Raw genomic sequence first — 23,277 nt, forward strand, 5'->3', positions numbered from 1 at the left:
ATAATGAAAAATAAAGTATATAAAATTCTTACCGTAATGGTGTTAACCATTTTTGTTTCAGCTTGCGGAAATAAAGAAAATGATAATCATTCTCAAAGTGAAGAACAAAAAACAGAAGTTAACGAAGAGCATAATGAAAGCGAAGAAGTAATCCTTTCACAACAGCAATTCGATGATTTAAAAATGAAAATAGACACCTTGGCATTACGTAATATGAGCGGTTACGTGGAAGCAAACGGAACGTTAGAAGTACCACCGCAAAATGAAGCTGGCATCACTACAGTTATTGGTGCTAATGTTGTTTCAATTGAAGTGATTGAGGGTGATAAAGTCAATAAAGGTCAAGTAGTGGCTTATCTATCGCACCCAAATATTATAAAATTACAAACGGATTATTTAAACGCTTATAGCAATAGTAATTTTCTAAAAAAGAATTATGAACGTCAACAAAAGCTGTATGAAGCAGGCGTTGGCTCTGGTGCCAATTTTCAAAAGGCAGAAGCAGAATATGATGCTTCAAAAGCAATAGTAAATGGTCTGCAAGCACAATTAAGAATATTGAACGTCAATACAACTTCTGTTCGTAATGGCACAATTTCACAACGCATAGCATTGCGAAGTCCAATAGAGGGTTTTGTACAAAAAGTTGAAGTAAAAATAGGTCAGTATGTAGAGCCACAAACCGAATTATTTGAAATTGTAAATACGCATCACGTTCACGCAGATTTTATGGTCTTTGAAAAAGATGTCCATAAAGTACAGAAGGGTCAGAGAGTAAACTTTACGGTACAATCTATACCAGATACAGAACTTACCGCAGAAATCTATTCTGTTAGTAAAACCTTTGAGGACAACCCAAAGGCAGTCCACGTTCACGCAGAAATAGAAAACAAAAAAGGTAATTTAATTCCTGGGATGTATATTCAAGGTAAAATTCAAGTAGACAAAAATAAAACTATTGCTTTACCGGAAAGTGCCATTTTTAAAGAAGGAGATAAACATTATATATTTTCAGGAGAAAAAGAAAATGATGATTGGAGCTTTAAACCTGTTGAAGTGATTGTTAGAGAAAAAGATGGCAAATGGGTAGCAATTAAATTTACTGAAGAAATAGAAGAAAACACAAAATTCGCTTATAACAATGCCTATTATCTTATGGCAGAAATGAAAAAAGGAGAAGCGGAAGACCACGATTAATTATGGAAACAATTGAACAACTTTTAACATCAAAAAATATTCGTGTCACAGCAATGCGTTTATTGATTTATAAGTTCCTTGCAGAAAAACAAGTAGCAGCAACATTAAGTGATATAGAAAACGCTTTTGAAAAAGCGGATAGAACAACACTTTATAGAACAGTTAAAACATTTGTTGAGAAGGATATTGTACACCAAATAGATGATGGCACGGGTACAGTAAAATATGCATTATGTGAGCAAGATTGCAGCTGTGAAATTGAAACCGATTTACACTTGCATTTTCATTGCAATAATTGTAATGAAACAGTTTGTTTAACTGACCATAAAATTCCACAAATAAAAGTGCCAGATGGTTTTGTGTCAGAGAATGTAAACTTGGTTGTAAAAGGTATATGTGATAAGTGCAGTGGATAATAAATACTCTTCCATTGCACGCTTTTTAATTGCATTTTTGTAATCAAAGAATTAAGTATATATGAAAAGTAAATTAGCGATAACAAGTTTGCTTACAGCAATCACAGCTTCATTGTGTTGTATTACACCTGTTTTGGCATTAATTGCAGGAACAAGTGGTGTAGCTTCAACTTTTTCTTGGATAGAACCATTTAGACCTTACTTAATAGGGCTAACAATATTAGTTCTTCTGTTTGCTTGGTATCAAAAATTAAAACCAGAAAAAGAAATAGACTGCGAATGTGAAACGGATGAAAAACCAAAATTTATGCAGTCAAAAACTTTTTTAGGTATTGTAACAGCATTTGCAATTGTGATGTTGGCTTTCCCATACTACTCAAGTATGTTATATCCAAAAACCGAAAAACAAATCATAATAGTTAATAACTCAAATATCAAAACAACAGAGTATAAAATAAGTGGTATGACCTGTGCCAGTTGTGAAGCTCACGTAAACCACGAAGTAAATAAACTTAACGGAATTGTAAACTCAAAAACATCATACGAAAATGGTAACGCAATCATTGAGTTTGACGAAACTAAAACCAATGAATTGGAGATTGAGAAAGCAATTAATGCTACAGGTTATAAAGTAACTGATAAAAAAGAAAATTGATGCAAACCATATTAAAATCGGAAATCACTTGCCCTAACTGCGGTCATAAAAAAGTGGAAGATATGCCAACTAACGCTTGTCAATTCTTTTACGAGTGTGAGCATTGTAAAACGGTTCTAAAACCAAACGAAGGTGATTGTTGTGTGTATTGTTCTTATGGTACAGTTCCTTGTCCACCAATTCAACAAAACAAAAGTTGTTGCTAAAACAAAACTAAATGAAAAAAAAGAAAGTCAATTTAAGAGATTTAAAACCAAATTCAGAAGAACAACATTCTCACGATGATGGTCACGACCACGGAAATGGAAGTGCATTCAAAACATACATTCCTGCTATTATAAGTTTTGTTATGTTAATGGTAGGTATCGCTATAGATTATTTTGATGCGATTCCTCAATTTCAAGGATGGATTCGTATTACTTGGTACAGTTTGGCATATCTACCTGTAGGATTTCCAGTCGTAAAAGAGGGTTGGAATAGTATTAAAAAAGGTGATGTTTTTACAGAGTTCTTTTTAATGTCTATAGCAACCATTGGTGCATTTGTTATTGGTGAATATCCTGAAGGTGTGGCAGTAATGCTATTTTATGCAGTAGGAGAATTATTTCAAAACGCAGCAGTTAATAGAGCAAAAGGAAATATTAAAGCCTTATTAGATGTTCGACCAAAAGAAGCCAATGTATTTCGTGATGGTGATTATGTTAGTGTGTCGCCAGAAGCTGTAAATATTGGTGAAAAAATTCAAATTCGTGTAGGTGAAAAAATTCCATTGGATGGCATTTTATTATCCGAAAAAGCATCTCTAAACACCGCAGCGTTAACAGGCGAGAGCAAACCAGATTCCATTCAGAAAGAAGCAAAGGTTTACGCAGGTAGTATCAATTTAGAAAGCGTTATTGAAGTTGAGGTAACCAATAAGTTTGAAGACAGTTCTATTGCGAGAATATTAGACTTGGTTCAAAATGCAACAGCACGTAAATCTAAAACAGAATTATTCATCAGACAGTTTGCTCGTATCTACACACCAATTGTAGTGTTTTTAGCTATTGGTGTTACTTTTATACCTTACTTTTTTGTAGATGATTATGTGTTTAGAGATTGGTTATACAGAGCATTAATTTTCTTGGTAATATCTTGTCCTTGTGCGTTAGTGATTTCAATTCCATTAGGATATTTCGGTGGATTGGGAGCAGCTTCAAAAAATGGAATCTTATTTAAAGGTGCTTCATTTTTAGATGCAATGACCAAGATAAATACTTTGGTAATGGACAAAACAGGAACCGTTACCAAAGGTGTTTTTAAAATCAAAGAAGTAAAAGCAATCGGTTGGAATGAAACCGAATTTATGCAATACTTAATGGCGATGGAAGAACAATCCACGCATCCAATTGCTAAAGCCATTTTAGAGTACAAAGCTGAAGGAGAAGATTTTAAAGCACAAGACGTTTCTGAAATTGCAGGTAAAGGTTTAAAAGGCGTTGTTAATGGTAAAACAGTTTTAGTAGGAAATAAAGCCTTAATGACTGCGAATAATATAAATGTTCCATCTGAAACGGAATCTATTGTAGAATCGATAGTATTAGTTGCAATCGATAATCAATTTGCAGGTTATGTAGTCATAGCAGATGAATTAAAGGAAGATGCAAAAGAAACTATTACAGCATTACACAAAGTAGGCATTAAAAATATTATGATGCTTTCCGGTGATAAAGATTCCATCACGCAACAAGTCGCTAAAGAGTTGAATATCGAAAATGCTAAAGGTGGTTTACTTCCAGAAGATAAATTAAACGAAGTTGAAATTTTAAAGAAAAATCCTGAAAACAAAATAGCCTTTATAGGTGATGGTATTAACGATGCACCTGTTTTAGCAGCAAGTAACGTTGGTATTGCAATGGGTGGTTTAGGTAGTGATGTAGCTATTGAAACAGCAGACGTTATCATTCAAACCGACCAGCCTTCAAAAGTAGTTAGAGCCATTAAAATAAGTCGTTCTACAAGAAAAATTGTTTGGCAAAATATCATTTTAGCGTTTGGAGTTAAAGTTATTGTCTTGATATTAGGAGCAGGTGGTTTAGCCACAATGTGGGAAGCTGTTTTTGCAGATGTAGGAGTAGCATTATTAGCAATTTTAAATGCAGTTCGATTGCAGAAAATGAAATGGGATTAAGCAGATTAATCAATTAAACTTCTGTTAAACAAAATCAATAGTTGTTAAAATTTTTTATACCTTTGCAAATAGATATGAAGCAATTTTTCCATAAAATAATGTCTTTAGCAATGGCTTTTGTAGTGTTATTCTCTACAATGTCATTTACTGTGAATATGCATTATTGCGGAGATACGTTAGTAGAAACTGCTATTTTTCATAAAGCCAAAGGGTGCGGAATGGAAATGGAAAAGCCTTCAACCGAAGGATGTTCTATTACCAAGAAAAATTGTTGTGATGATAAACAATTAGCAATTGAAGGTCAAGACGAATTACAATTGCAAGTTGACAAAATCACATTTGAACAACAAGTATTTTTAGCTTCATTTGTTTACACTTACATTAACCTTTTTGAAGGTTTAGAAAATAACGTTTCTACTTACGAAGAATATAAACCGCCACTCGTCATAAGGCAACTCTACAAGATTGACGAAACATACTTAATTTGATTTTTAAACAATAGACTTTTTTATCCTATGACTGCAATGTCGTAAGGATAATTCGCTGTATTCGGTGTTTTCTTAATACCGAATGAATTTTAAAATGATTGATAGTGAATTTGAATTATATTTTCTTTAGATGAAATAGAAAATATAAGCATAGCCAAAGTTACGGTTCTATTTTATATTGAAATATAAAGGAAATAGAAACTAATTCAATCGATTATTTTGAAGTTTATTAGGTATCAAACCAATGTCTAACTGTTTAATAATCAAAGCCAATGCTCAATAAAAGCATCAAATTTTTAATAGAAAACAAACTCGTAGCAGTTCTGCTACTCGTCCTTTTTGTAGGATGGGGAACGGTTAATGCACCTTTCAATAGGGATACTGGTTTCTTACCAAGTAATCCAGTTGCTGTAGATGCCATACCAGATATAGGCGAAAACCAACAAATCGTTTTTACCAAATGGGATGGACGTTCGCCACAAGATATAGAAGACCAAATTACCTATCCATTAACCACATCATTATTGGGTATTCCTGGAGTAAAAACCATTCGTAGTTCCTCTATGTTTGGCTTTTCAAGTATCTATATCATTTTTGAAGAGGATATAGAATTTTACTGGAGTAGAAGTCGTATTCTCGAAAAACTTAATTCCTTACCAAGTGGTTTATTGCCCGAAGGTGTTAATCCTGCTTTGGGTCCAGATGCAACAGGATTAGGACAAATATTTTGGTACACTTTAGAAGGTCGTGACGAAAACGGAAATGTAACTGGTGGTTGGGATTTGCAAGAGTTACGCAGTATTCAGGATTACTATGTAAAATATGCTCTATCTTCTGCAAGTGGTGTTTCAGAGGTTGCTTCTATTGGTGGCTATGTTCAGGAGTATCAAGTGGACGTAAATCCAGAACTAATGCGTCAGTATAATATTGGATTGCATCACGTTGTAAAAGCGGTTAAGGAAAGTAATAAGGATATTGGTGCACAGACTTTGGAAATTAACCAAGCCGAATATTTAGTGCGTGGTTTGGGTTATGTGAAATCCATTTCAGACATCGAAAATGCAGTAGTCACTTCAGAAGATTATACTTCAATTAGGATAAAGGATATTGGTAAAGTTTCATTAGGTCCTGCAACAAGACGTGGTTTATTAGATAAAGAAGGTGCAGAGGTTGTTGGTGCTGTTGTGGTGGCTCGTTATGGCGCAAACCCAATGGAAGTCATCAATAATGTGAAAGAGAAGATTAATGAATTAAGTGCAGGATTACCTTCAAAAGTATTGGCGGATGGTAGAACTTCCCAAGTAACAATAGTCCCATTTTATGACAGAACAGAACTGATACAAGAAACTTTAGGTACACTCAATGAAGCATTGACTTTAGAAATCTTAATTACCATCCTGGTAATTATCATTATGGTATTTAATCTTCGAGCTTCCATACTAATTTCTGGACTATTACCTGTTGCAGTTTTAATGGTATTTATTGCAATGAAACTCTTTGGTGTAGATGCCAACATTGTCGCTTTATCAGGTATTGCTATTGCTATCGGTACAATGGTCGATGTTGGTGTCATACTATCAGAAAATATTATTCGGCATTTAGATGAAGATGATGGAACTCAATCCATTAATACGGTAGTTTATAACGCTACAGCTGAAGTGTCTGGCGCAATCGTAACCGCAGTTATGACAACTATTATCAGTTTCATTCCTGTATTTACAATGATTGGAGCGGAAGGAAAACTATTCAGACCATTAGCCTTCACAAAGACTTTTGCACTAACAGCTTCTATAATCGTGGCGTTATTTTTAATTCCACCGTTTGCTGCATTTTTATTCAGAAAGAAAAACATTAAAAACACTTTTAAATATGTTTTAAATGGCGTTTTAATAGCATTGGGAATCGTAGCCATAATTTATGGGTATTGGTTAGGATTGATTTTGATAGCGTTTGGAATTACAGCACTTCTCAATCTTCAAAGTAAGATAACAGACAAGCAAGCTAATCTTATCAATATCATTATTTCGGTATCAGCTATTGTATTCTTGTTAGCTGAATATTGGAGACCATTAGGCGTTGATAAAAGCATTTTTTGGAATCTTATTTTCGTAAGTGTTATTTGCTTTGGTTTATTAGGTGTTTTCTCATTATTCATCAAATATTACACACGCATTTTAAAGTGGTGTTTAGATAATAAGTTGCTCTTTTTGTCTGTTCCAACAGCAATTGTGATTGCAGGTTTTTTCATTATGAAAAACACAGGTAAAGAGTTTATGCCATCATTAAATGAAGGCTCATTTTTACTAATGCCAACCTCGATGCCACATTCTGGCGTAGAAGAAAACAAGCGTGTTTTACAGCAATTAGATATGGCTGTCGCCAGTATTCCAGAGATTGAAACCGTAGTTGGTAAAGCAGGTAGAACAGAATCAGCTTTAGACCCAGCACCTTTATCAATGTATGAAAATATCATTCAGTACAAACCAGAATATATGCTGAATGATAAAGGAGAACGTCAACGCTATAAAGTGAATGATGATGGTGAATATGTGTTGAAAAACGGTATGTCATTGCGAGCGGAACAGAGTGAAGCGTGGCAATCTCTTAATGCAAAAGAACAACTCATTCCCGACGATGATGGCGAGTTCTATCGTAATTGGCGACCAAAAATTGAATCACCAGACGATATTTGGAATGAAATTGTAAGAGTTACAAAGTTACCAGGTGTTACATCTGCACCAAAACTACAACCTATTGAAACCCGATTAGTGATGCTTCAAACAGGAATGCGAGCACCAATGGGAATTAAAGTTAAAGGTCAAGACTTAAAGCAAATAGAAGCGTTTGGTGTGCAATTAGAAAACATCATCAAGGAAGCTGAAGGTGTTAAAAAAGAAGCTGTTTTTGCAGACCGTATTGTTGGTAAACCTTATTTGTTAATTGATATTGATAGAGAGAAAATTGCACGTTATGGCATTTCTATACAAGATGTTCAAGATGTATTAAAAGTGGCAGTTGGTGGTATGGTATTAACTCAAACGGTTGAAGGTCGAGAGCGATATGGTGTTCGAGTGCGATACCCAAGAGAATTACGAGCAAACCCAACCGACTTACAACAGATTTATGTGCCAGTAGAAAAAGGAAGTCCTGTTCCATTAAGCGAATTGGCAACCATTCGCTATGAACAAGGTCCACAAGTTATTAAAAGTGAAGATACCTTTTTAGTTGGCTATGTCTTATTTGATAAAATGGATGGTTTTGCAGAAGTAAGCGTTGTTAAAAATGCACAAGCATTAATTCAAGAAAAGATAGATTCTGGTGAATTGATAGTTCCAAAAGGAATCAACTATGCATTCACAGGAACGTATGAAAATCAGTTACGAGCAGAAAAAACCTTATCGGTTGTTGTACCGTTAGCATTGGCAATCATTTTCTTAATTCTGTATTTTCAGTTCCGTTCGGTTGGTACGTCCTTAATGGTATTCACAGGTATCGCAGTAGCCTTTGCAGGTGGTTTTATAATGATTTGGCTCTATGGTCAAGATTGGTTTTTAAACTTCAATGTCGCTGGCGAAAATATGCGAGACTTATTCCAGATGCATCCCATTAATTTAAGTGTAGCAGTTTGGGTTGGGTTTATTGCACTCTTCGGTATAGCAACAGACGATGGTGTAGTAATGGCAACCTATTTAACGCAAACTTTTGATAGAAATATACCAGAGAATAAAAAGGAAATTAGAGCATCTATTGTAGAAGCTGGTGAAAAAAGAATCAGACCGTGTTTAATGACTACAGCTACAACCATTTTAGCATTATTACCAGTATTAACCTCTGTAGGTCGAGGAAGCGACATAATGATTCCGATGGCAATTCCAAGTTTTGGCGGAATGCTCATTGCCTTAATCACTTTGTTTGTTGTACCAGTATTGTATAGCTGGAAGGCAGAAGTTCAACTTAAAAGAACATCAAATGAAAAATAAAATAATAAATATTAAACTCGTCTTGATTCTTGTTTCTTGCTTCTTGAGTTTCTTTACAAACGCTCAACAATTAGAAATATTTATTGATGAAGCTTTAACAAAAAATCCAGAAATTCAAAAGTTTGAGTTACAATACAAAAGAGCTTCTGAAAAAGTAAACGAGGTTAACACCATTCCTAATACCGAATTTGGTGTTGGTTACTTTGTAAGTGAACCGGAAACCAGAACAGGTGCACAACGCTTTAAAGTATCTGCTAAACAAATGTTACCGTGGTTCGGAACCATTACATCGAGAGAAAACTATGTAAGTTCATTGGCAGATGCTAAATACGAGGACATTGTTATCGCAAAGCGAAAACTAATGGCTTCGGTATCACAATCCTATTTTAATCTATACGCCAACAAAGCAAAGCAAGAGGTGTTAACTGAAAACATCAAACTATTAGAAACTTACGAAACATTAGCACTAACATCTGTTGAGGTTGGTAAAGCATCCGCAGTAGATGTGTTGCGATTGCAAATGCGTCAGAACGAAATGCAACAATTAAAAGACGTATTGCAACAACAATTTTTAGCAGAACAAACTAACTTCAATAATCTATTGAATAGAGATAATGATGTTACCGTGAATGTGGTAGATAGTTTACTGATACCTTCTGAAGACTTTGATATTACTTCTGAAAATTTAGCATTACATCCCGAATTACTAAAATATGATAAACTTTATAAATCCATAGAGCAATCAGAATTATTAAATCAAAAAGAAAGCAGTCCAATGATTGGTTTTGGATTAGATTATATCAATGTTGCTGAAAGACCAAATATGGATTTCAGCGATAACGGAAAGGATATTGTAATGCCAATGGTTTCGGTATCTATCCCAATTTTCAATAAGAAATATAAATCCCAAACCAAACAAAATGATTTGCAGCAGCAGGAAATTACTGCTCAAAAACAGGAACGTTTAAATGCATTGGAAACGCTTTTAGACAAAGCAAATAACGAAAGCATTTCTGCAAGAATAAGTTATGCTACTCAAACAAAAAACTTAAAGCAAGCTAAAGATGCAGAAGACATTTTAATCAAAAGCTACGAAACAGGAACGATAGATTTTAATGATGTTTTGGATATTCAAGAACTACAACTAAAGTTTCAAATGAACCAAATAGAATCAATTAGAACTTATTATGTTCAATCAACGATTATTAATTATTTAACACAGCAATAATGAAACACACATATAAGATTGCGGGAATGACTTGCAATAACTGTAAGGCTTCCGTCGAGAAATATTTAAGTAAAATAGACCACGTATCAGAGGTGTCTGTTAATCTTGAAAAAGGTGAGGCAGAAGTGAAAATGAATAAACATATTTCAACTGATATACTACAAAAAGCATTACCAGAAAAGTATACTTTATCTGAAAAGAAAGAGAAGAATGTGTTTGCATCTTCAAGTATGTCGGCAATGCCTATGGAAGAAGAAAAAAGTAAATTACAACAGCTAAAACCTTTATTGCTTATCATTTTTTATATAGCAACTGCAAGTGTATTATTACATTATAAAAATTGGACTTGGAGCGCTTTTATGCTCGACTTTATGGGGTTATTTTACATCGTGTTTAGTTTTTTCAAGATGTTAGATTTAAAAGGCTTTCCTGAATCCTTTCGTATGTACGACCCTTTAGCTAAACGTGTTCCTTTTTATGGGAAAGTTTATCCATTTATTGAAACAGCTTTAGGACTGATGTTTTTATTGCGGTTTGAAATTAATATAGCTTTAATAATTACACTTATAGTATTAGGGATAACAACAATTGGAGTAACAAAAACATTATTGGACAAAAAATCAATACGATGTGCGTGTTTAGGTACTGCTTTAAAATTACCTATGACAGAAGCCACTTTTATTGAAAATGCTATTATGATTGTAATGGCGACATTAATGCTTATAAATTAAATTGTTATGGTAAATAGGCATACTGCGTTAAAAATTAGAAAAACCCACAGGTATTTGGGTCTCTTTTTAGGGATTCAATTCCTGTTTTGGACTATTAGTGGTTTATACTTTAGTTGGACGAACATCGATGAAATACACGGAGACCAATTTAAAAACTTGAAGTATCAACCCAAAGCATTTAATAGTTTAATAAGTCCTTCAGAAATGGATGTTCCAAATGGTATAAAGACTATTGAATTAAGAGATATTGATAATGCACCGTACTATTGGATAAATAAAGAGCAATTGTATAATGCTTTAGATGGAATGCCAAAAAATAGTATTACGCAGAAAGAGGCACTCTATATTGCCAAAAACCATATGAAAAGTGGTTTAGAGGTAGAATCTGTTGAGCAAATTACGGAAACTGGAAAACACCACGAGTATCGAGAAAAACTACTACCTGCTTATGTTATCTCATATAAAACAGATGAAGCACTAAAAGCATACGTTTCTGTAAGCGACGGAAAATTTCAAACCGTAAGACATCGTTCTTGGCGTTGGTTTGATTTTTTATGGATGACACATACCATGGACTATGAAGGCAGAGACAATTTTAATACCATTGTTTTGAGAGCCTTTTCACTTTTAGGATTGATAACCGTTTTAAGTGGGTTTTTGTTGTGGTACACCTCGTCACCTTCAATTAGGAAATTATTAAAACGAAAAAAAATAAAGAAATGAAAAAGTATATAGTTTATCTCGGAATATTAGCTGTTGGTCTACTTTTAGGGTGGATACTGTTTGGTGGCTCACCAAAAGAAGAAACAGACCATAATCACGATGCAGTTACAGAAACCAATCAAATGTGGACCTGTTCAATGCATCCACAGATTATGCAACCAGAAGCAGGAGATTGCCCTATTTGTGGTATGGATTTAATTCCTGCTGATGGTGTAAGTGATGGTTTATTAGCAGACCAATTCAAATTGACTGAAAACGCAATTGCTTTAGCTAATATTCAAACATCTATTGTTGGTAAAGGCAATGTTGAAGGCAATACTATCAAATTATCTGGTAAAATTGCTGAAAACGAAGAAGCAAATGCAGTACAGGTAAGTTATTTCGCTGGAAGAATTGAACGTTTGAATGTGAGTTTTACAGGCGAAGAAGTTCGTAAAGGTCAATTATTGGCAACCATTTATTCGCCAGAACTCTATGCAGCACAACAAGAATTAATTACAGCAGCATCTTTAAAAGAATCACAACCTGCTTTATACAAAGCAGTCCGTAATAAATTGAAATTATGGAAGCTCTCTGAAAATCAAATTAATAAGATTGAAGAAACAGGAAAAGTGAAAGAAAACTTTCCTGTGTATGCAACCTTTTCGGGTACTGTTACAGAAAAATTAGTAGAGCAAGGCGATTACATTAAACAAGGTCAACCCATATTAAAAATTGCCAATCTCAACACAGTTTGGGGAAATTTTGATGTGTATGAAAATCAGATTAACCGCTTTAAAAAAGGACAGGAAGTGATGATAACAACCAATGCCTATCCTAATAAAGAATTTAAAGGTAAAGTTGATTTCATTGACCCAGTTTTAAACACCAAAACAAGAACTGTTACCTTGCGTGTTGTTTTAAACAATAAGGACGATGTATTTAAACCAGGAATGTTTGTAATCGCAAATATTGAAGACAGTACAGCTAAAAATGACGAAGTATTAACAATTCCTTCATCTTCTGTGTTATGGACAGGTGAACGTTCTGTGGTGTACCTTAAAACAAATCCAGACCAAACTATTTTTGAAATGCGTGAAATTAAATTAGGCAATCAAATTGGTAATGAATATGAAGTTTTAGAAGGATTATTTGTTGGAAATGAAATAGTGACTAACGGTACATTTACGGTTGATGCAGCAGCACAATTACAAGGCAAAAAGTCTTTGATGAATAAAGATGGTGGTAAAGTAATGACAGGTCACGAGGGTCATTTAGGTATGGATAACAATTCACCCAACACAGAAAGTGACCACACTATTATGAATGAGCGTCTGAAAGTATCAGCGAAATTTCAAGAGCAGTTAAAAGCTGTTTTCAATGCGTATATCAATTTAAAAGATGCTTTAGTGAAAGAAGACTCAAAAGGCGCTTCTGAAAGTGTAATAAGTTTACTAAACAATTTAACCAGAGTAGATATGAAATTGTTATCAAACAATAAGGCGCATAATCATTGGATGTCATTAGAAAAGGAAATAAAACCTTCAGCGACCTCAATTTCTGAAACATCCGATATAAAAGCACAAAGAGACCATTTTAAATATTTATCATCACATCTAATCAATGCTGTTCAATTGTTTGGTGTTAATGAAAAGGTTTATGTGGAATTTTGCCCTATGGCAGATAACAACAATGGTGCATATTGGTTGAGCAAAGAAGAAAAAGTAATCAATCCATATTTTGGCAGCGCAATGCTAACCTGTGGAGAAGTAAAACAAGTAATAGAATAATAAATCAAGTAATAACAATTAAATTTTAAACAATGAAAAAAGTAAGATTAACAACAATTATGGTAATGGCATTTATAAGCTTATCAGCAATGTCTTGTAAAGATGCGAAAACAGAAAACAGTACCAATTCTGAAATGATTACTGAGGAAGACCATTCAAAAATGAACCACGATAATTCCGATGGTCACCACGATGTGGATAAAAAGGAAATGGCAATGAACGGAGATGGAAATTCCCAAACAATATTAAATGACTATTTCAACTTAAAGGATGCCTTAGTGGCAGATGATAATGCCAAAGCTAAAGAATTGGGTGCAACCCTCGCAACATCATTAGGAAAGCTTGACATTTCAAAATATACGGATGCTCAGCAATCAGAATTAAAGGACATTATGGAAGATGCTATCGAGCACGCAGAACATATCAGTGAAAGTGATATTAAACACCAACGCGAACATTTTAAAGTTTTGAGCAAAGATGTTACTGATATGGTAGCTATTACGGGAACACAAGTGAAACTATACGAGCAATTTTGTCCAATGTATGATGGCGGTACAGCTTGGTTGAGTACAAAGGAAGAAATACGCAATCCATATTATGGAAGCCAGATGTTGAAATGTGGTAAAGTACAGCGAGAAATTAACTAAATGAAAATTGTAAAAATCATAGCACTGATTTTATTGGTTGGATTTGTGGGCATACAGTTTGTGCCCACAGACCTCAATCAAAGTGATACTGTGCCAAAAACTGACTTCTTGTTGGTAAACAACACCCAAGAAAACATAAGCGCATTATTACAAGAGTCCTGCTATGATTGTCATAGTAATAACACAGAATACCCTTGGTACAATAAGGTACAACCTGTTGCTTGGTTTTTAGAAGACCACATTAATGAAGGAAAGGAAGAATTGAATTTCAATGAATGGGATGCGTATTCCAACCGAAGAAAAAACAGCAAACTAAAGTCAATAATTAGTCAGGTTAAAGATGATGAGATGCCACTAGCATCTTACACCTTGATTCACAAGGATGCTAAGTTGTCCAATTCTGAAAAGACCTTGATTATTGATTATATGAAGAACCTAAAAGAAACATTAAAATAATGCCCTGATATGGGAAGGAAATACTGGTTGGTTGGTTAATAGCCCTTCCCATTTCAGGCACTATAAAAAGTATTATGAAACAAACCCTTAACATAAAGAATATGGTATGTGACAGATGCAAATCAACTGTATTAAGGGAGTTGGAAGAATTGGGTTGTGACATAAAAACGGTTGAGCTTGGACAAATTGTTCTAAACAAAAAGACAGGCATCCAAACATTAGAATTAGAAAAAGTGCTGAGCAAACACGGTTTTGAAATCATAAAGGATGAAACAGAAATTTTGATAGAGGAAATAAAAATTGCGCTCATAAAAAAAATCGAAAATCAGGACAATGCAAACCTTTCATCTTTTTTGACCAAAAGGTTTAATAATTACTCCTACACTAAAAATAAAACCGTCCGTAGGCGCATAAATTTCTGGAAATTCTGGATTGTCGTGTGGTGGCAAAACCAAAGGTGAAAACCTACTTTGTCTTCTGTCTGTAAAGTTTTCAAAATTTACAAAGGTTGTTCCCCATTTGAAATTGCGCATTAAAAGCAATCCCATAGTTATAAAATCCGGATACCAACTCCTTGATCATTTCATTCTATCTGAAGAAAGTTGGCTCAGCAATTACTATAGTCCTTTAGAAAAGGAGCTCGCAACTCTTAAGAAAGATCTTTCCAAAGACGAAGAGACAAAAGAAGTTGTTCAATCTTACAAAGATGAAATAGAGCTATACAAAAGGTTTAAGGATTACTTTGGGTATGGTTTCTATGTAGCGAGGAAGGTGAATTAAGAAATTCTTGGCTGCATCTTTGAATAATAGGGGGAGCAACTTATAATGATAAAACCGTTATACTATTGTAGTATAGCGGTTTTTTTACTTTAAAATTATTATCTTGCTCTAAACCAATAAAATAAATCAATATGGAAAAAAATGTTTCTAAAGTAAGAGCACATGATGCAATTGTAGGAGTCTTGTATTTAATAAGTGCAGGCTTAACGCTATACACATCCAACTTGAACTTTGTGTGGATCGCGGTAGCAGTTGGCGGACTTCAACTTATAAGTCCAATGACAAAATTCTGCCCGGTTTATTTCATCCTTAATAAACTAATGCCAAATACTGACCCTATTCAGAATGGTAAGTAAAACTTAAGTCACAAATAGATTTACTTTTGCTGCAACTTTGATTAATAGGGGGAGGGGAAATCAAAATTCAAACATCTCAATCTCCTTATTTTAATTTCTTAATTTTGACTCATGTCAAGCACTAATTCAAAAGAAAAACCATCAAAAAGAATAGAATAAAGATGTGAAAATGTTCGAGTTTCAAGAACCGGGGGTATCTCTGCAACAAAAACATTTAAAGGAGATGGAGTTGGTGCAACCATAAACACCAAACACGGACTTAGTATTCATAAACGATTGTTTAAAGGAACTCGAATGGGCTTTCAAAACGGTAATTTTCAATTCATTGGAAGATATAAAAGTGGTCCTTTCAATTTCAATGTTTCAAAAAACGGATTTAGTACCTCCCTTAAAAATAAACGAGGTTCGTATAACATATTTAAACCCAATTATTCTAGTTTCAAATTAGGAGGAATTCAAGTTAGAGGTAAAAACGCTGCTACCTTTCAGATGATCTAAATGATCATTATTCTTGGTCTAAACTTCATTAAATTCTTTTGGTATACTTCTATCTCCATTTTATGGTTTTGTTTTTTATTTATGAAATGGGTTGTAGATTTCACAAGTGGGTTTTTTAAAGGTTTTAGAAAAGTTGACTAACGTTCCTAATAACTTTAGTCTACACATTAAAATACCCTTGATCGACAATGTGTTTGGTTCTATCCTCTCCTCTATCTCTAATATACTTTAGAAACTCTCGTTCAGATTTATGACCAGAAAAGTGCATGATATACTGGGTTTTGAGTTAAATATATTATAATTGTATGAAAAATAATGTTTTTTTTAAACCTTCAATCAGCTAACTATCTTATTCTTCTAAATAAAGAAATATTTTATTTCTTTATTAGTCTTAATATATTACAATTATTAATTTTGAAATATTCTCTTTTAATTTAATATTTTTATTTTAAAATTCACAATTTATTTTTATGAAAAAATATTATTTAATTTTATTAGTTGGACTTATTACTTCATGTTCAAATGAAACTGTTGAAGATGTTAAAAATATTGATACTACAATCCCTGTAATTACATTATTAGGCGATAATCCAACAACTATAGAAGTTAGAAATACTTATACAGACGCAGGTGCTAAAGCCATTGATAATTTAGATGGTGACATAAGCACTGATATTGTTACTGTTAATAATATTGACTCAAACAATATAGGAGAATATACAATAACATATAATGTAACAGATTCTAATGGAAATGATGCTGTTGAAGTACTAAGAACTGTTAATGTTATACCATTACAAACCCCACAATTATTGTCTATTAATAGAGAAAAGTTTGGTATAAATTGGAATGATGTTGTGAAGTCTAAGCAAGAACCATATGATATAAACAATGATAATACTCCTGATATTATTTCTTGGCAAAGAATAAACAATCAAACAGTTGACCCTCCTATATTTTACATCAAAGATTACAATGGTAATGATGTGTGGGACTTTAATATAAAGGATTACAATCCATCTATCAGAGATTCGTTAAACAATCTTTATTTTGATTATCATGACATCAACAATGATGGAAATATGGATTTTGTTTTACAGTATATGGGAGAATGGCACAATCAAACTCCTAATCCAGATTTTTACGGAATAAACACCTATCTTTTGTTGTCTAAAGGTAATTTACAATATGATGTAATTGAAATGTTTGATGACCCTAATTTTGATTCATTTGGTATTCAACTATTTGATTTTGATAAAGATGGTAATGTTGATATTTTACATAAATCTATGCAAGAAGGTGAATATTTTAAAAACATAAATAATCAATCATTTGAATTAAGTAGTATTAATCCTTTATTTATATCAGAATTAGGAATGAAGTTTGATTGGAATTTGGATGGAGAAATTGATTATGTTAATCTAGGTTTACAAAATAAAACTCTCACAATAGTAACATCTTCAGAGAATATTGTAATTCCATTCGATAATACTGGTTGGATCTTTGAGTTTAATTTTGTTGGAAACCCAACTTCTTGGTCACCAGAACGATTTGCAATAATTGATAGTGATAATGACGGTGATTGGGATTTTGTGATTGGTGGTTATCTTAGAAAGAATAATAGAAATTATTATACACAAAGATATTTTGAAAATAAAAATGGTAGTTTTTCGTATATCGAAAATTTTATTGAAACAGATCATACTCTAATTGGAGAGTTACAGGTTTATGCAGACGATATTGATGATGATGGTGATGTTGATTTATATTATCCATTTTATTCAGCATCACAATTAAATACTCCGAGAGAGGATCATGGGAACGGTCCTGAGCTTGGTCCAATGTTTTGGTGGGAAAACACCAGTACGGGATTTAAAATAAATAAAAACTTTGAATTAATTTATTAGAATCTATAAATAGTTGTAAAATATCTGAAATTAAGTATTTCTAATTTTTCCAATACCTTATTTTTTTTGGTATACCGCTATCTCCATTTTATGATTTGGTTTTTTATCTATGAAATGGATTGTAGATTTTATAACCGGTTTTATAAAAGGGGGTTAGAGAAGTTGACTAACGTTAATTATAACTTTAGTATATACATTAAAACACTCTTGATCAACAATCTACTTTCAAGAGGTTTTTATTTTATTCTAATTTGTTTTTCTCTTCGATCTTCTATATTTCTTCTAAACTCAAAGACCGGTAATTTTAATTTAATTTTTTGAATTAAATACTCCTCTAAATATAAAATGGATTGTCGGGTTTTTTTCTTCTTCGATTCATAACTATAATGTTCAGAGAAAACATCTAATAACTCTGAATAATTTATATAATTAGGAGATGCGTCTACAAGTCTCTTTAAAATTTTAAAATCTTCTAGTTTTATTTCTTCTCGTATTTTAAATAAATTTTTAGAGATAACTTGTGACGGAGTCTTTTGTGAAGTAAAGTAAAAATATATCAAAACAAATACTACAAATAGACTTAAAATAATGAACCACATATATGATTTTGTCCTGTACAAATTAGAATATACTTTTTTGGTACCTAAAAAACCTTCTTTACTTAAACTAACTAATTCTGCTACTCCACTTGTCTTATTGATTATAAAATAAAACTTATCTTCAAACTTATTATAAGTTACTTTATACTCATCGAAGGATCTATTTAATGTTCTTGTTACGTTTAACTTTGCATTAGGATACGCAATCAATGTATTATTTTTTATGTCACATTCAAAGACTCCTTCTTCTGCAATAACCAACGTATTTTGATTAAAATTTTCAATAGAACCATAAAAAGGGAAAGTTATATAAAGTGATCCTTCTCCGAGTTTTTCCCAACGAGATTCTTTAAAAGAAAATTTCCAATAATCATTTATAAAACTCAGGTTTTTTAGAGGAGATTCTTGTTCATTGAGCACTCCGTAACCAGGACCAATATAAAGATGATTTCCAATAAATTGCCCAATAATTTTATGTCTTGGATTCGGAGAATCATTATAAGATGAAGCTTGAGGATAAAGTTCTGTTTCTTTCTTCTCAGTATCAAAGTAAATGATATTATTTTTATAAGTATGGAGCCCATAACCTCCAAAATCCATTAGATTATTTTTATACAAAAATGAAAAACTAAAATTTTGGGACTGGTATGGAAATGATCTATCCAATCTTTTAAACTTACTTCCATCAAAAGAATACACAATTCCACTAGATCTGTTTTTTAAATATCCGATAGAATCATTAGTAACAAATTTGTAATCGACTAAATTAAGTTCATGTTGTTTGGGGAATCCTTCTTTTTCTTTCGTTATACAAAACAAAGAATCACCAGATATTAAATAAGAATCTTGTTTGAATGTAAATAAAAAGTGTTTTCCATCTTTTTGTAATGCCCTATTCTGTGAATGTAAACTAGGAATTACTAATGCTAAAAATAATATGAGAGATACTAAATACTTCATGAAACTAAAGTACTAAAATTATCTTTTTTGAGATAGGGGTATAATACGGTATTACTCGATTTTTTTTATAAAAACAATTAACAAGCTTAAATTTAAATTATGAAATATAAATTACACTTTTTAACAATCTCATTTATCATAGGTTTATTTATACAATGTAGTAAACCAGATGAAGAAGTTCCTTTTTTTACTGTTTCGTTTTCAGCAACAAAAGGTGGGGCTGTTAGTTCAAATGGCGGTAAATATCAATTAGGAGAAAAAATATCTGTAACAGCGATCCCTGAAGGAGAATATGTATTTACCAAATGGTCTGATGAGAATACGAATACTCTAAGAAATTTCACAATAACTTCAGATATTAACCTAAACGCTTTATTTGAGAAAAGAAAGTATCCTTTAATAATTAATATTGAAGGTAATGGCCAGGTTAAAGAAGAAATTATAAGTCTGTCTAAAACAACAGACTATTCTTCTGGAACAAAAGTTAGATTAACTGCAATTCCTAGCGGTGAATGGGATAGATTTGATTCCTGGAGTGGCGATTTAATTTCTACAGAAATTAGTGTTGAATTAGTAATTAATAAGCCTACAACAATAAATCTAAAGTTTACAGAAACTAATATGATGATAACAGAAAATGTTATCCCTATTGAAGAAGGACTATCTGTAGACGATATTTCAAGAACATTTTCAATACCTAGTGGAGTTTTTCATTACTCAACTGATTCTGATAATTATATCTTTTTCCCAGGACAGGCTAATTGGATTTCTGGAGGTGCTATGGTAAACAAAGAAGATGTCCCAAGAGTACCTTCTGTAATTTTCAAATTAGGAAATTCTGGTTGGGAACTTTTCAAAGTAGACTATGAAGCCAAATTTTGGGGGGCTCGTAATTATGAAGTTATAGATAATGTTGTTGGGATTGGTGATGGAAATGAAATAGGAGACTCGAGTATGTGGTCTGGAGATTTATTTTATGGAAATATTTTAGCTGACGGAAATATTAATTGGTCAATTGTAAATGACGAAAATCAACAATCTTTTTTTCATGGCACATGCTTGGGCGACATAAACGGCGATGGTATTACCGATATTGGTGGTTCTCCAGGTTTTGGAGGTGAATATGGAGATTTAAATCTATATTTTAAAGACAATAGTGGTTTTTCATTTCAAAATGACTTAGTTTCTATAAGTGGATATCAACCATTTGCCATAGATTTTGCAGATTTAGATAATGATGGAATTGATGAAATAGTTACAGCTACCTATATTATGGATGGAAGTCACTATCGTGAAAATGAACTAAATAGTATTTCTGTTTACAAATTCGACAAACAGTCAAACAAATTTCATTTATTTTTTAAGTCTGAAGAACCATACGTTTTTTACAATAAATCATTTGGCGCAACTTCAATCAAATGTTTTGATTTTGATAATGATGGGGATATAGATATCTCTGTTGCGCGAGAAAGACATGAAGGAGATGGTGCTTTTGAAATATGGTTAAATGAAGGTAATACTTTTAAACCTCACTATGTTTCGAAAGTTTATACGCAAACAGAATTAATGTTTAGGGAGTTTTCTGTAATGGATGTTAATGGCGATTCATTTCCTGATATTGTTTTAAGACCTCACGCAGACGGAAATTTATATAGGATAAATGGAGGAGTTAATATCATGGATTCTGGAGGAGTTCAACTAAATGAAATTATTCAGATTAATAATGGAGATGGAACATTCTCTCCTTATTATGAGAATGAACTCAAGTTAGATGGATATATCGTTAGAAATGTTTTACCATACATGAATGATGGCATTCTAAACTTTATAGGAACTTTTCCTGGAAACCATCAAAATGGAGATCCAGATAAGAAAGTTTATACAGTAAATGTAAAAATAAAAATATAATTATTTTCTACTTAGACTTTAATTAAAAATGGGAAAGTTGCTTACTAAAAACTCCTGAAAACACTTGTTGGATGGAGTTTTATTTTAAAGTTAAGAAACAAACTATTAATGAAAATATTAAATATGAAAAAAGTAGTTTTATATCTATTAATCATCGTGATTTATTCTTGTTCAAAAGAATCAGAAATAATCCCTGAACCAGAATTGTCAATTTATCCATTTTCAGTAAATGTTGAAGGAGAGGGAAACATAACCTATCAATCACAAAACGGATTATCAACTTCAAACTATGAATCAGGCACCATAATTACTTTAGAAGCTAATCCATCAAAAAAATGGGAGTTTATTGGTTGGTCTGGAAGTATTATTTCTTCAGAAAATCCTCTTGAAATTATAATTTCAGATTCTACTGAAGTTACTGCAAAATTTATGCGATACTTTGATTACAAACAACCCTCATATAAGTTTAAAAATTCAGATTTTTGGGTGGATATTGAGTCTATACCGACTTCGAATGGGTTAGACCTTTTTCAAACAAGCTATTCAGCAGCATATTCTTATGCTGATTTTAATAGAGATGGTTATGAGGACATTTTATTAGCAAAAAATAAGTATAACATAGAGAGACATCCGTTAGAATTATTTTTGAATAATAAGAATGAGAGTTTTGTTTTAGATCAAACACTAATCGAAAATAATATTGGTTGTGAAACTGCAAGGAAATCTATTGTAGGTGATTATAACGATGATGGTAAGCCTGATCTTTTTTTTGCTGATCACGGTGCTGAAGGTAACGTGTATGAATTCGCATATCCAAGTATATTACTTAGCAACTCTAATGGATATAAATTCGAAATATTAAATAATTTACCAAAAGCGTTTTATCATGGTGCTGCTTCAGGAGATATTGATAATGACGGTGATTTAGATATTATTACATCTACAGGTTTAGTTTTAATAAATGATGGAGCAGCTAATTTTATAGAAATGAATGACTTATGGGATACAAATGAAGGTGGAATTTATACTGTTGAATTAATTGATATCAATAACGATAGTTTTTTAGATTTAATTGTTGGAGGACACACCATGACAACCTATGATTTAAAATCCGAAAAGATTTATTTTGGTAACGGTGTAAATTTCTCTGATTCAAACTCTATTCTACTCCCAAAAGTTTTTGGATATGGTGTTTCAACTGATTTTTCATTTTATGATATAAATAATGATGGGTTTGAAGATATTTTTGTGAATCGTGCAGGAGGATCTGTCACAGCAAATAACACTTACGATTCTGACTTTTATGTCGGATGGAGTGTGCAATTGATAATTAATAACCAAGGCAAGGAATTTATAGATGTTACTAAAGATTACTTCAACATTTATCAGGGTAATGAACCTTGTATGGTTTGGATTAGAACTCAAGATATTGACAATAATGGATTCTTAGATTTATTTGAAAATGACAAGTATCATTTCGATACAAATCAAATTTTTAGATGGGAATGGAATGGATCTCTTTTTATTAAAAAATAATTTTTTATGTAATTATTAGAGGTTTTAGAAATTGATTAAAGTTCCTAATAACTTTAGTCTACACATTAAAATACCCTTGATCGACAATGTGTTTGGTTCTATCCTCTCCTCTATCTCTAATATACTTTAGAAACTCTCGTTCAGATTTATGACCAGAAAAATGAATGATATACTGGGTTTTGAGTGAAATATATTAAAATTTAAACTCGTTAACTTTTCATTTACGAAACTCTTATATCTAAATTTTAACGGTAAGCTACATTTATATAATTA

19 protein-coding genes are annotated in these 23,277 nt (G+C 32.3%); 17 read left to right on the forward strand and 2 right to left on the reverse strand.

Annotation, left to right across the window (positions count from 1 at the left end; translation table 11 throughout):
- The first annotated feature begins 3 nt into the window (after positions 1–3).
- The 13 genes from Q0678_RS09460 (at position 4) to Q0678_RS09520 (ending at position 14,460) form a co-directional block, all read left to right on the forward strand.
- Positions 4–1,197: an efflux RND transporter periplasmic adaptor subunit gene (locus Q0678_RS09460; protein ID WP_299057082.1), complete on the forward strand. Its 1,194-nt coding sequence runs from the start codon at positions 4–6 to the stop codon at positions 1,195–1,197.
- Positions 1,198–1,199: 2 nt separating this feature from the next.
- Complete coding sequence (locus tag Q0678_RS09465; protein WP_299057085.1) at positions 1,200–1,613, forward strand: Fur family transcriptional regulator; 414 nt, start codon at positions 1,200–1,202, stop codon at positions 1,611–1,613.
- 61 nt (positions 1,614–1,674) lie between these two features.
- Complete coding sequence (gene merTP / locus Q0678_RS09470) at positions 1,675–2,268, forward strand: mercuric transport protein MerTP (RefSeq protein WP_299057087.1); 594 nt, start codon at positions 1,675–1,677, stop codon at positions 2,266–2,268.
- On the forward strand, positions 2,268–2,474 hold the full coding sequence (locus Q0678_RS09475; protein ID WP_081653185.1) for a GDCCVxC domain-containing (seleno)protein: 207 nt from the start codon (positions 2,268–2,270) through the stop codon (positions 2,472–2,474). Before merTP ends, Q0678_RS09475 begins: the two co-directional genes overlap by 1 nt.
- Before the next feature lie 11 nt (positions 2,475–2,485).
- Positions 2,486–4,438 carry a heavy metal translocating P-type ATPase gene (locus Q0678_RS09480; protein ID WP_299057092.1) on the forward strand — a complete coding sequence of 651 codons (1,953 nt, stop codon included), beginning with the start codon at positions 2,486–2,488 and terminating at the stop codon, positions 4,436–4,438.
- Between the two features lie 74 nt (positions 4,439–4,512).
- Positions 4,513–4,926 (forward strand): hypothetical protein, encoded by a 414-nt coding sequence (locus Q0678_RS09485; RefSeq protein WP_226742850.1) that lies wholly within the window; start codon positions 4,513–4,515, stop codon positions 4,924–4,926.
- A 272-nt stretch (positions 4,927–5,198) separates the two neighbouring features.
- Complete coding sequence (locus tag Q0678_RS09490; RefSeq protein ID WP_299057098.1) at positions 5,199–8,906, forward strand: efflux RND transporter permease subunit; 3,708 nt, start codon at positions 5,199–5,201, stop codon at positions 8,904–8,906.
- Complete coding sequence (locus Q0678_RS09495; protein WP_298949614.1) at positions 8,896–10,134, forward strand: TolC family protein; 1,239 nt, start codon at positions 8,896–8,898, stop codon at positions 10,132–10,134. Before Q0678_RS09490 ends, Q0678_RS09495 begins: the two co-directional genes overlap by 11 nt.
- On the forward strand, positions 10,134–10,865 hold the full coding sequence (locus tag Q0678_RS09500) for a MauE/DoxX family redox-associated membrane protein (RefSeq protein ID WP_298949612.1): 732 nt from the start codon (positions 10,134–10,136) through the stop codon (positions 10,863–10,865). Before Q0678_RS09495 ends, Q0678_RS09500 begins: the two co-directional genes overlap by 1 nt.
- A 6-nt stretch (positions 10,866–10,871) precedes the next feature.
- A complete protein-coding gene (locus Q0678_RS09505; RefSeq protein ID WP_298949610.1) occupies positions 10,872–11,588 on the forward strand; it encodes a PepSY domain-containing protein in 717 nt (238 codons plus the stop codon).
- The gene (locus tag Q0678_RS09510) at positions 11,585–13,357 is read left to right on the forward strand and encodes an efflux RND transporter periplasmic adaptor subunit (protein WP_298949608.1); all 1,773 of its coding nucleotides are present in this window, start codon (positions 11,585–11,587) and stop codon (positions 13,355–13,357) included. Before Q0678_RS09505 ends, Q0678_RS09510 begins: the two co-directional genes overlap by 4 nt.
- Before the next feature lie 32 nt (positions 13,358–13,389).
- On the forward strand, positions 13,390–14,004 hold the full coding sequence (locus tag Q0678_RS09515; protein WP_069674108.1) for a DUF3347 domain-containing protein: 615 nt from the start codon (positions 13,390–13,392) through the stop codon (positions 14,002–14,004).
- Positions 14,005–14,460, forward strand: a complete 456-nt coding sequence (locus tag Q0678_RS09520) for a heme-binding domain-containing protein (RefSeq protein WP_069674109.1) — start codon at positions 14,005–14,007, stop codon at positions 14,458–14,460.
- A 344-nt stretch (positions 14,461–14,804) separates the two neighbouring features.
- On the opposite strand, the gene Q0678_RS09525 is transcribed toward Q0678_RS09520, so the two are convergent.
- Positions 14,805–14,993 carry a hypothetical protein gene (locus tag Q0678_RS09525; RefSeq protein WP_299057100.1) on the reverse strand — a complete coding sequence of 63 codons (189 nt, stop codon included), beginning with the start codon at positions 14,991–14,993 and terminating at the stop codon, positions 14,805–14,807.
- A gap of 378 nt (positions 14,994–15,371) precedes the next feature.
- On the opposite strand from Q0678_RS09525, the gene Q0678_RS09530 reads away from it, so the two are divergent.
- Both Q0678_RS09530 and Q0678_RS09535 read left to right on the forward strand, forming a co-directional pair.
- Positions 15,372–15,596 carry a DUF2892 domain-containing protein gene (locus Q0678_RS09530; RefSeq protein WP_224476890.1) on the forward strand — a complete coding sequence of 75 codons (225 nt, stop codon included), beginning with the start codon at positions 15,372–15,374 and terminating at the stop codon, positions 15,594–15,596.
- A gap of 968 nt (positions 15,597–16,564) precedes the next feature.
- Positions 16,565–18,001, forward strand: coding sequence for a DUF5011 domain-containing protein (locus Q0678_RS09535; protein WP_299057103.1), 1,437 nt, complete (start codon positions 16,565–16,567; stop codon positions 17,999–18,001).
- 236 nt (positions 18,002–18,237) lie between these two features.
- Here the strand turns inward: Q0678_RS09535 and Q0678_RS09540 are convergent, their stop codons facing one another.
- Positions 18,238–19,560 carry a hypothetical protein gene (locus tag Q0678_RS09540; protein ID WP_299057106.1) on the reverse strand — a complete coding sequence of 441 codons (1,323 nt, stop codon included), beginning with the start codon at positions 19,558–19,560 and terminating at the stop codon, positions 18,238–18,240.
- Between the two features lie 99 nt (positions 19,561–19,659).
- On the opposite strand from Q0678_RS09540, the gene Q0678_RS09545 reads away from it, so the two are divergent.
- Together Q0678_RS09545 and Q0678_RS09550 are read left to right on the forward strand one after the other, a co-directional pair.
- Positions 19,660–21,468, forward strand: coding sequence for an FG-GAP-like repeat-containing protein (locus Q0678_RS09545; RefSeq protein WP_299057109.1), 1,809 nt, complete (start codon positions 19,660–19,662; stop codon positions 21,466–21,468).
- Positions 21,469–21,624: 156 nt separating this feature from the next.
- The gene (locus Q0678_RS09550) at positions 21,625–23,004 is read left to right on the forward strand and encodes an FG-GAP-like repeat-containing protein (RefSeq protein ID WP_299057112.1); all 1,380 of its coding nucleotides are present in this window, start codon (positions 21,625–21,627) and stop codon (positions 23,002–23,004) included.
- Positions 23,005–23,277 lie beyond the last annotated feature (273 nt).

The sequence above is a fragment of the uncultured Polaribacter sp. genome, from assembly GCF_947497125.1.
In the GTDB taxonomy this organism is placed as follows: domain Bacteria; phylum Bacteroidota; class Bacteroidia; order Flavobacteriales; family Flavobacteriaceae; genus Polaribacter.

Excerpts from the sequence above, each read along its gene's own strand:
- Q0678_RS09490 (WP_299057098.1), top strand. The coding sequence starts at position 5,199 with ATGCTCAATAAAAGCATCAAATTTTTAATAGAAAACAAACTCGTAGCA.
- Q0678_RS09460 (WP_299057082.1), top strand. The coding sequence starts at position 4 with ATGAAAAATAAAGTATATAAAATTCTTACCGTAATGGTGTTAACCATT.
- Q0678_RS09500 (WP_298949612.1), top strand. The coding sequence starts at position 10,134 with ATGAAACACACATATAAGATTGCGGGAATGACTTGCAATAACTGTAAG.
- Q0678_RS09540 (WP_299057106.1), bottom strand. The coding sequence starts at position 19,560 with ATGAAGTATTTAGTATCTCTCATATTATTTTTAGCATTAGTAATTCCT.
- Q0678_RS09545 (WP_299057109.1), top strand. The coding sequence starts at position 19,660 with ATGAAATATAAATTACACTTTTTAACAATCTCATTTATCATAGGTTTA.
- Q0678_RS09530 (WP_224476890.1), top strand. The coding sequence starts at position 15,372 with ATGGAAAAAAATGTTTCTAAAGTAAGAGCACATGATGCAATTGTAGGA.
- Q0678_RS09510 (WP_298949608.1), top strand. The coding sequence starts at position 11,585 with ATGAAAAAGTATATAGTTTATCTCGGAATATTAGCTGTTGGTCTACTT.
- Q0678_RS09485 (WP_226742850.1), top strand. The coding sequence starts at position 4,513 with ATGAAGCAATTTTTCCATAAAATAATGTCTTTAGCAATGGCTTTTGTA.
- Q0678_RS09475 (WP_081653185.1), top strand. The coding sequence starts at position 2,268 with ATGCAAACCATATTAAAATCGGAAATCACTTGCCCTAACTGCGGTCAT.
- Q0678_RS09480 (WP_299057092.1), top strand. The coding sequence starts at position 2,486 with ATGAAAAAAAAGAAAGTCAATTTAAGAGATTTAAAACCAAATTCAGAA.
- Q0678_RS09525 (WP_299057100.1), bottom strand. The coding sequence starts at position 14,993 with ATGCGCAATTTCAAATGGGGAACAACCTTTGTAAATTTTGAAAACTTT.
- merTP (WP_299057087.1), top strand. The coding sequence starts at position 1,675 with ATGAAAAGTAAATTAGCGATAACAAGTTTGCTTACAGCAATCACAGCT.
- Q0678_RS09520 (WP_069674109.1), top strand. The coding sequence starts at position 14,005 with ATGAAAATTGTAAAAATCATAGCACTGATTTTATTGGTTGGATTTGTG.
- Q0678_RS09505 (WP_298949610.1), top strand. The coding sequence starts at position 10,872 with ATGGTAAATAGGCATACTGCGTTAAAAATTAGAAAAACCCACAGGTAT.
- Q0678_RS09515 (WP_069674108.1), top strand. The coding sequence starts at position 13,390 with ATGAAAAAAGTAAGATTAACAACAATTATGGTAATGGCATTTATAAGC.
- Q0678_RS09465 (WP_299057085.1), top strand. The coding sequence starts at position 1,200 with ATGGAAACAATTGAACAACTTTTAACATCAAAAAATATTCGTGTCACA.
- Q0678_RS09535 (WP_299057103.1), top strand. The coding sequence starts at position 16,565 with ATGAAAAAATATTATTTAATTTTATTAGTTGGACTTATTACTTCATGT.
- Q0678_RS09495 (WP_298949614.1), top strand. The coding sequence starts at position 8,896 with ATGAAAAATAAAATAATAAATATTAAACTCGTCTTGATTCTTGTTTCT.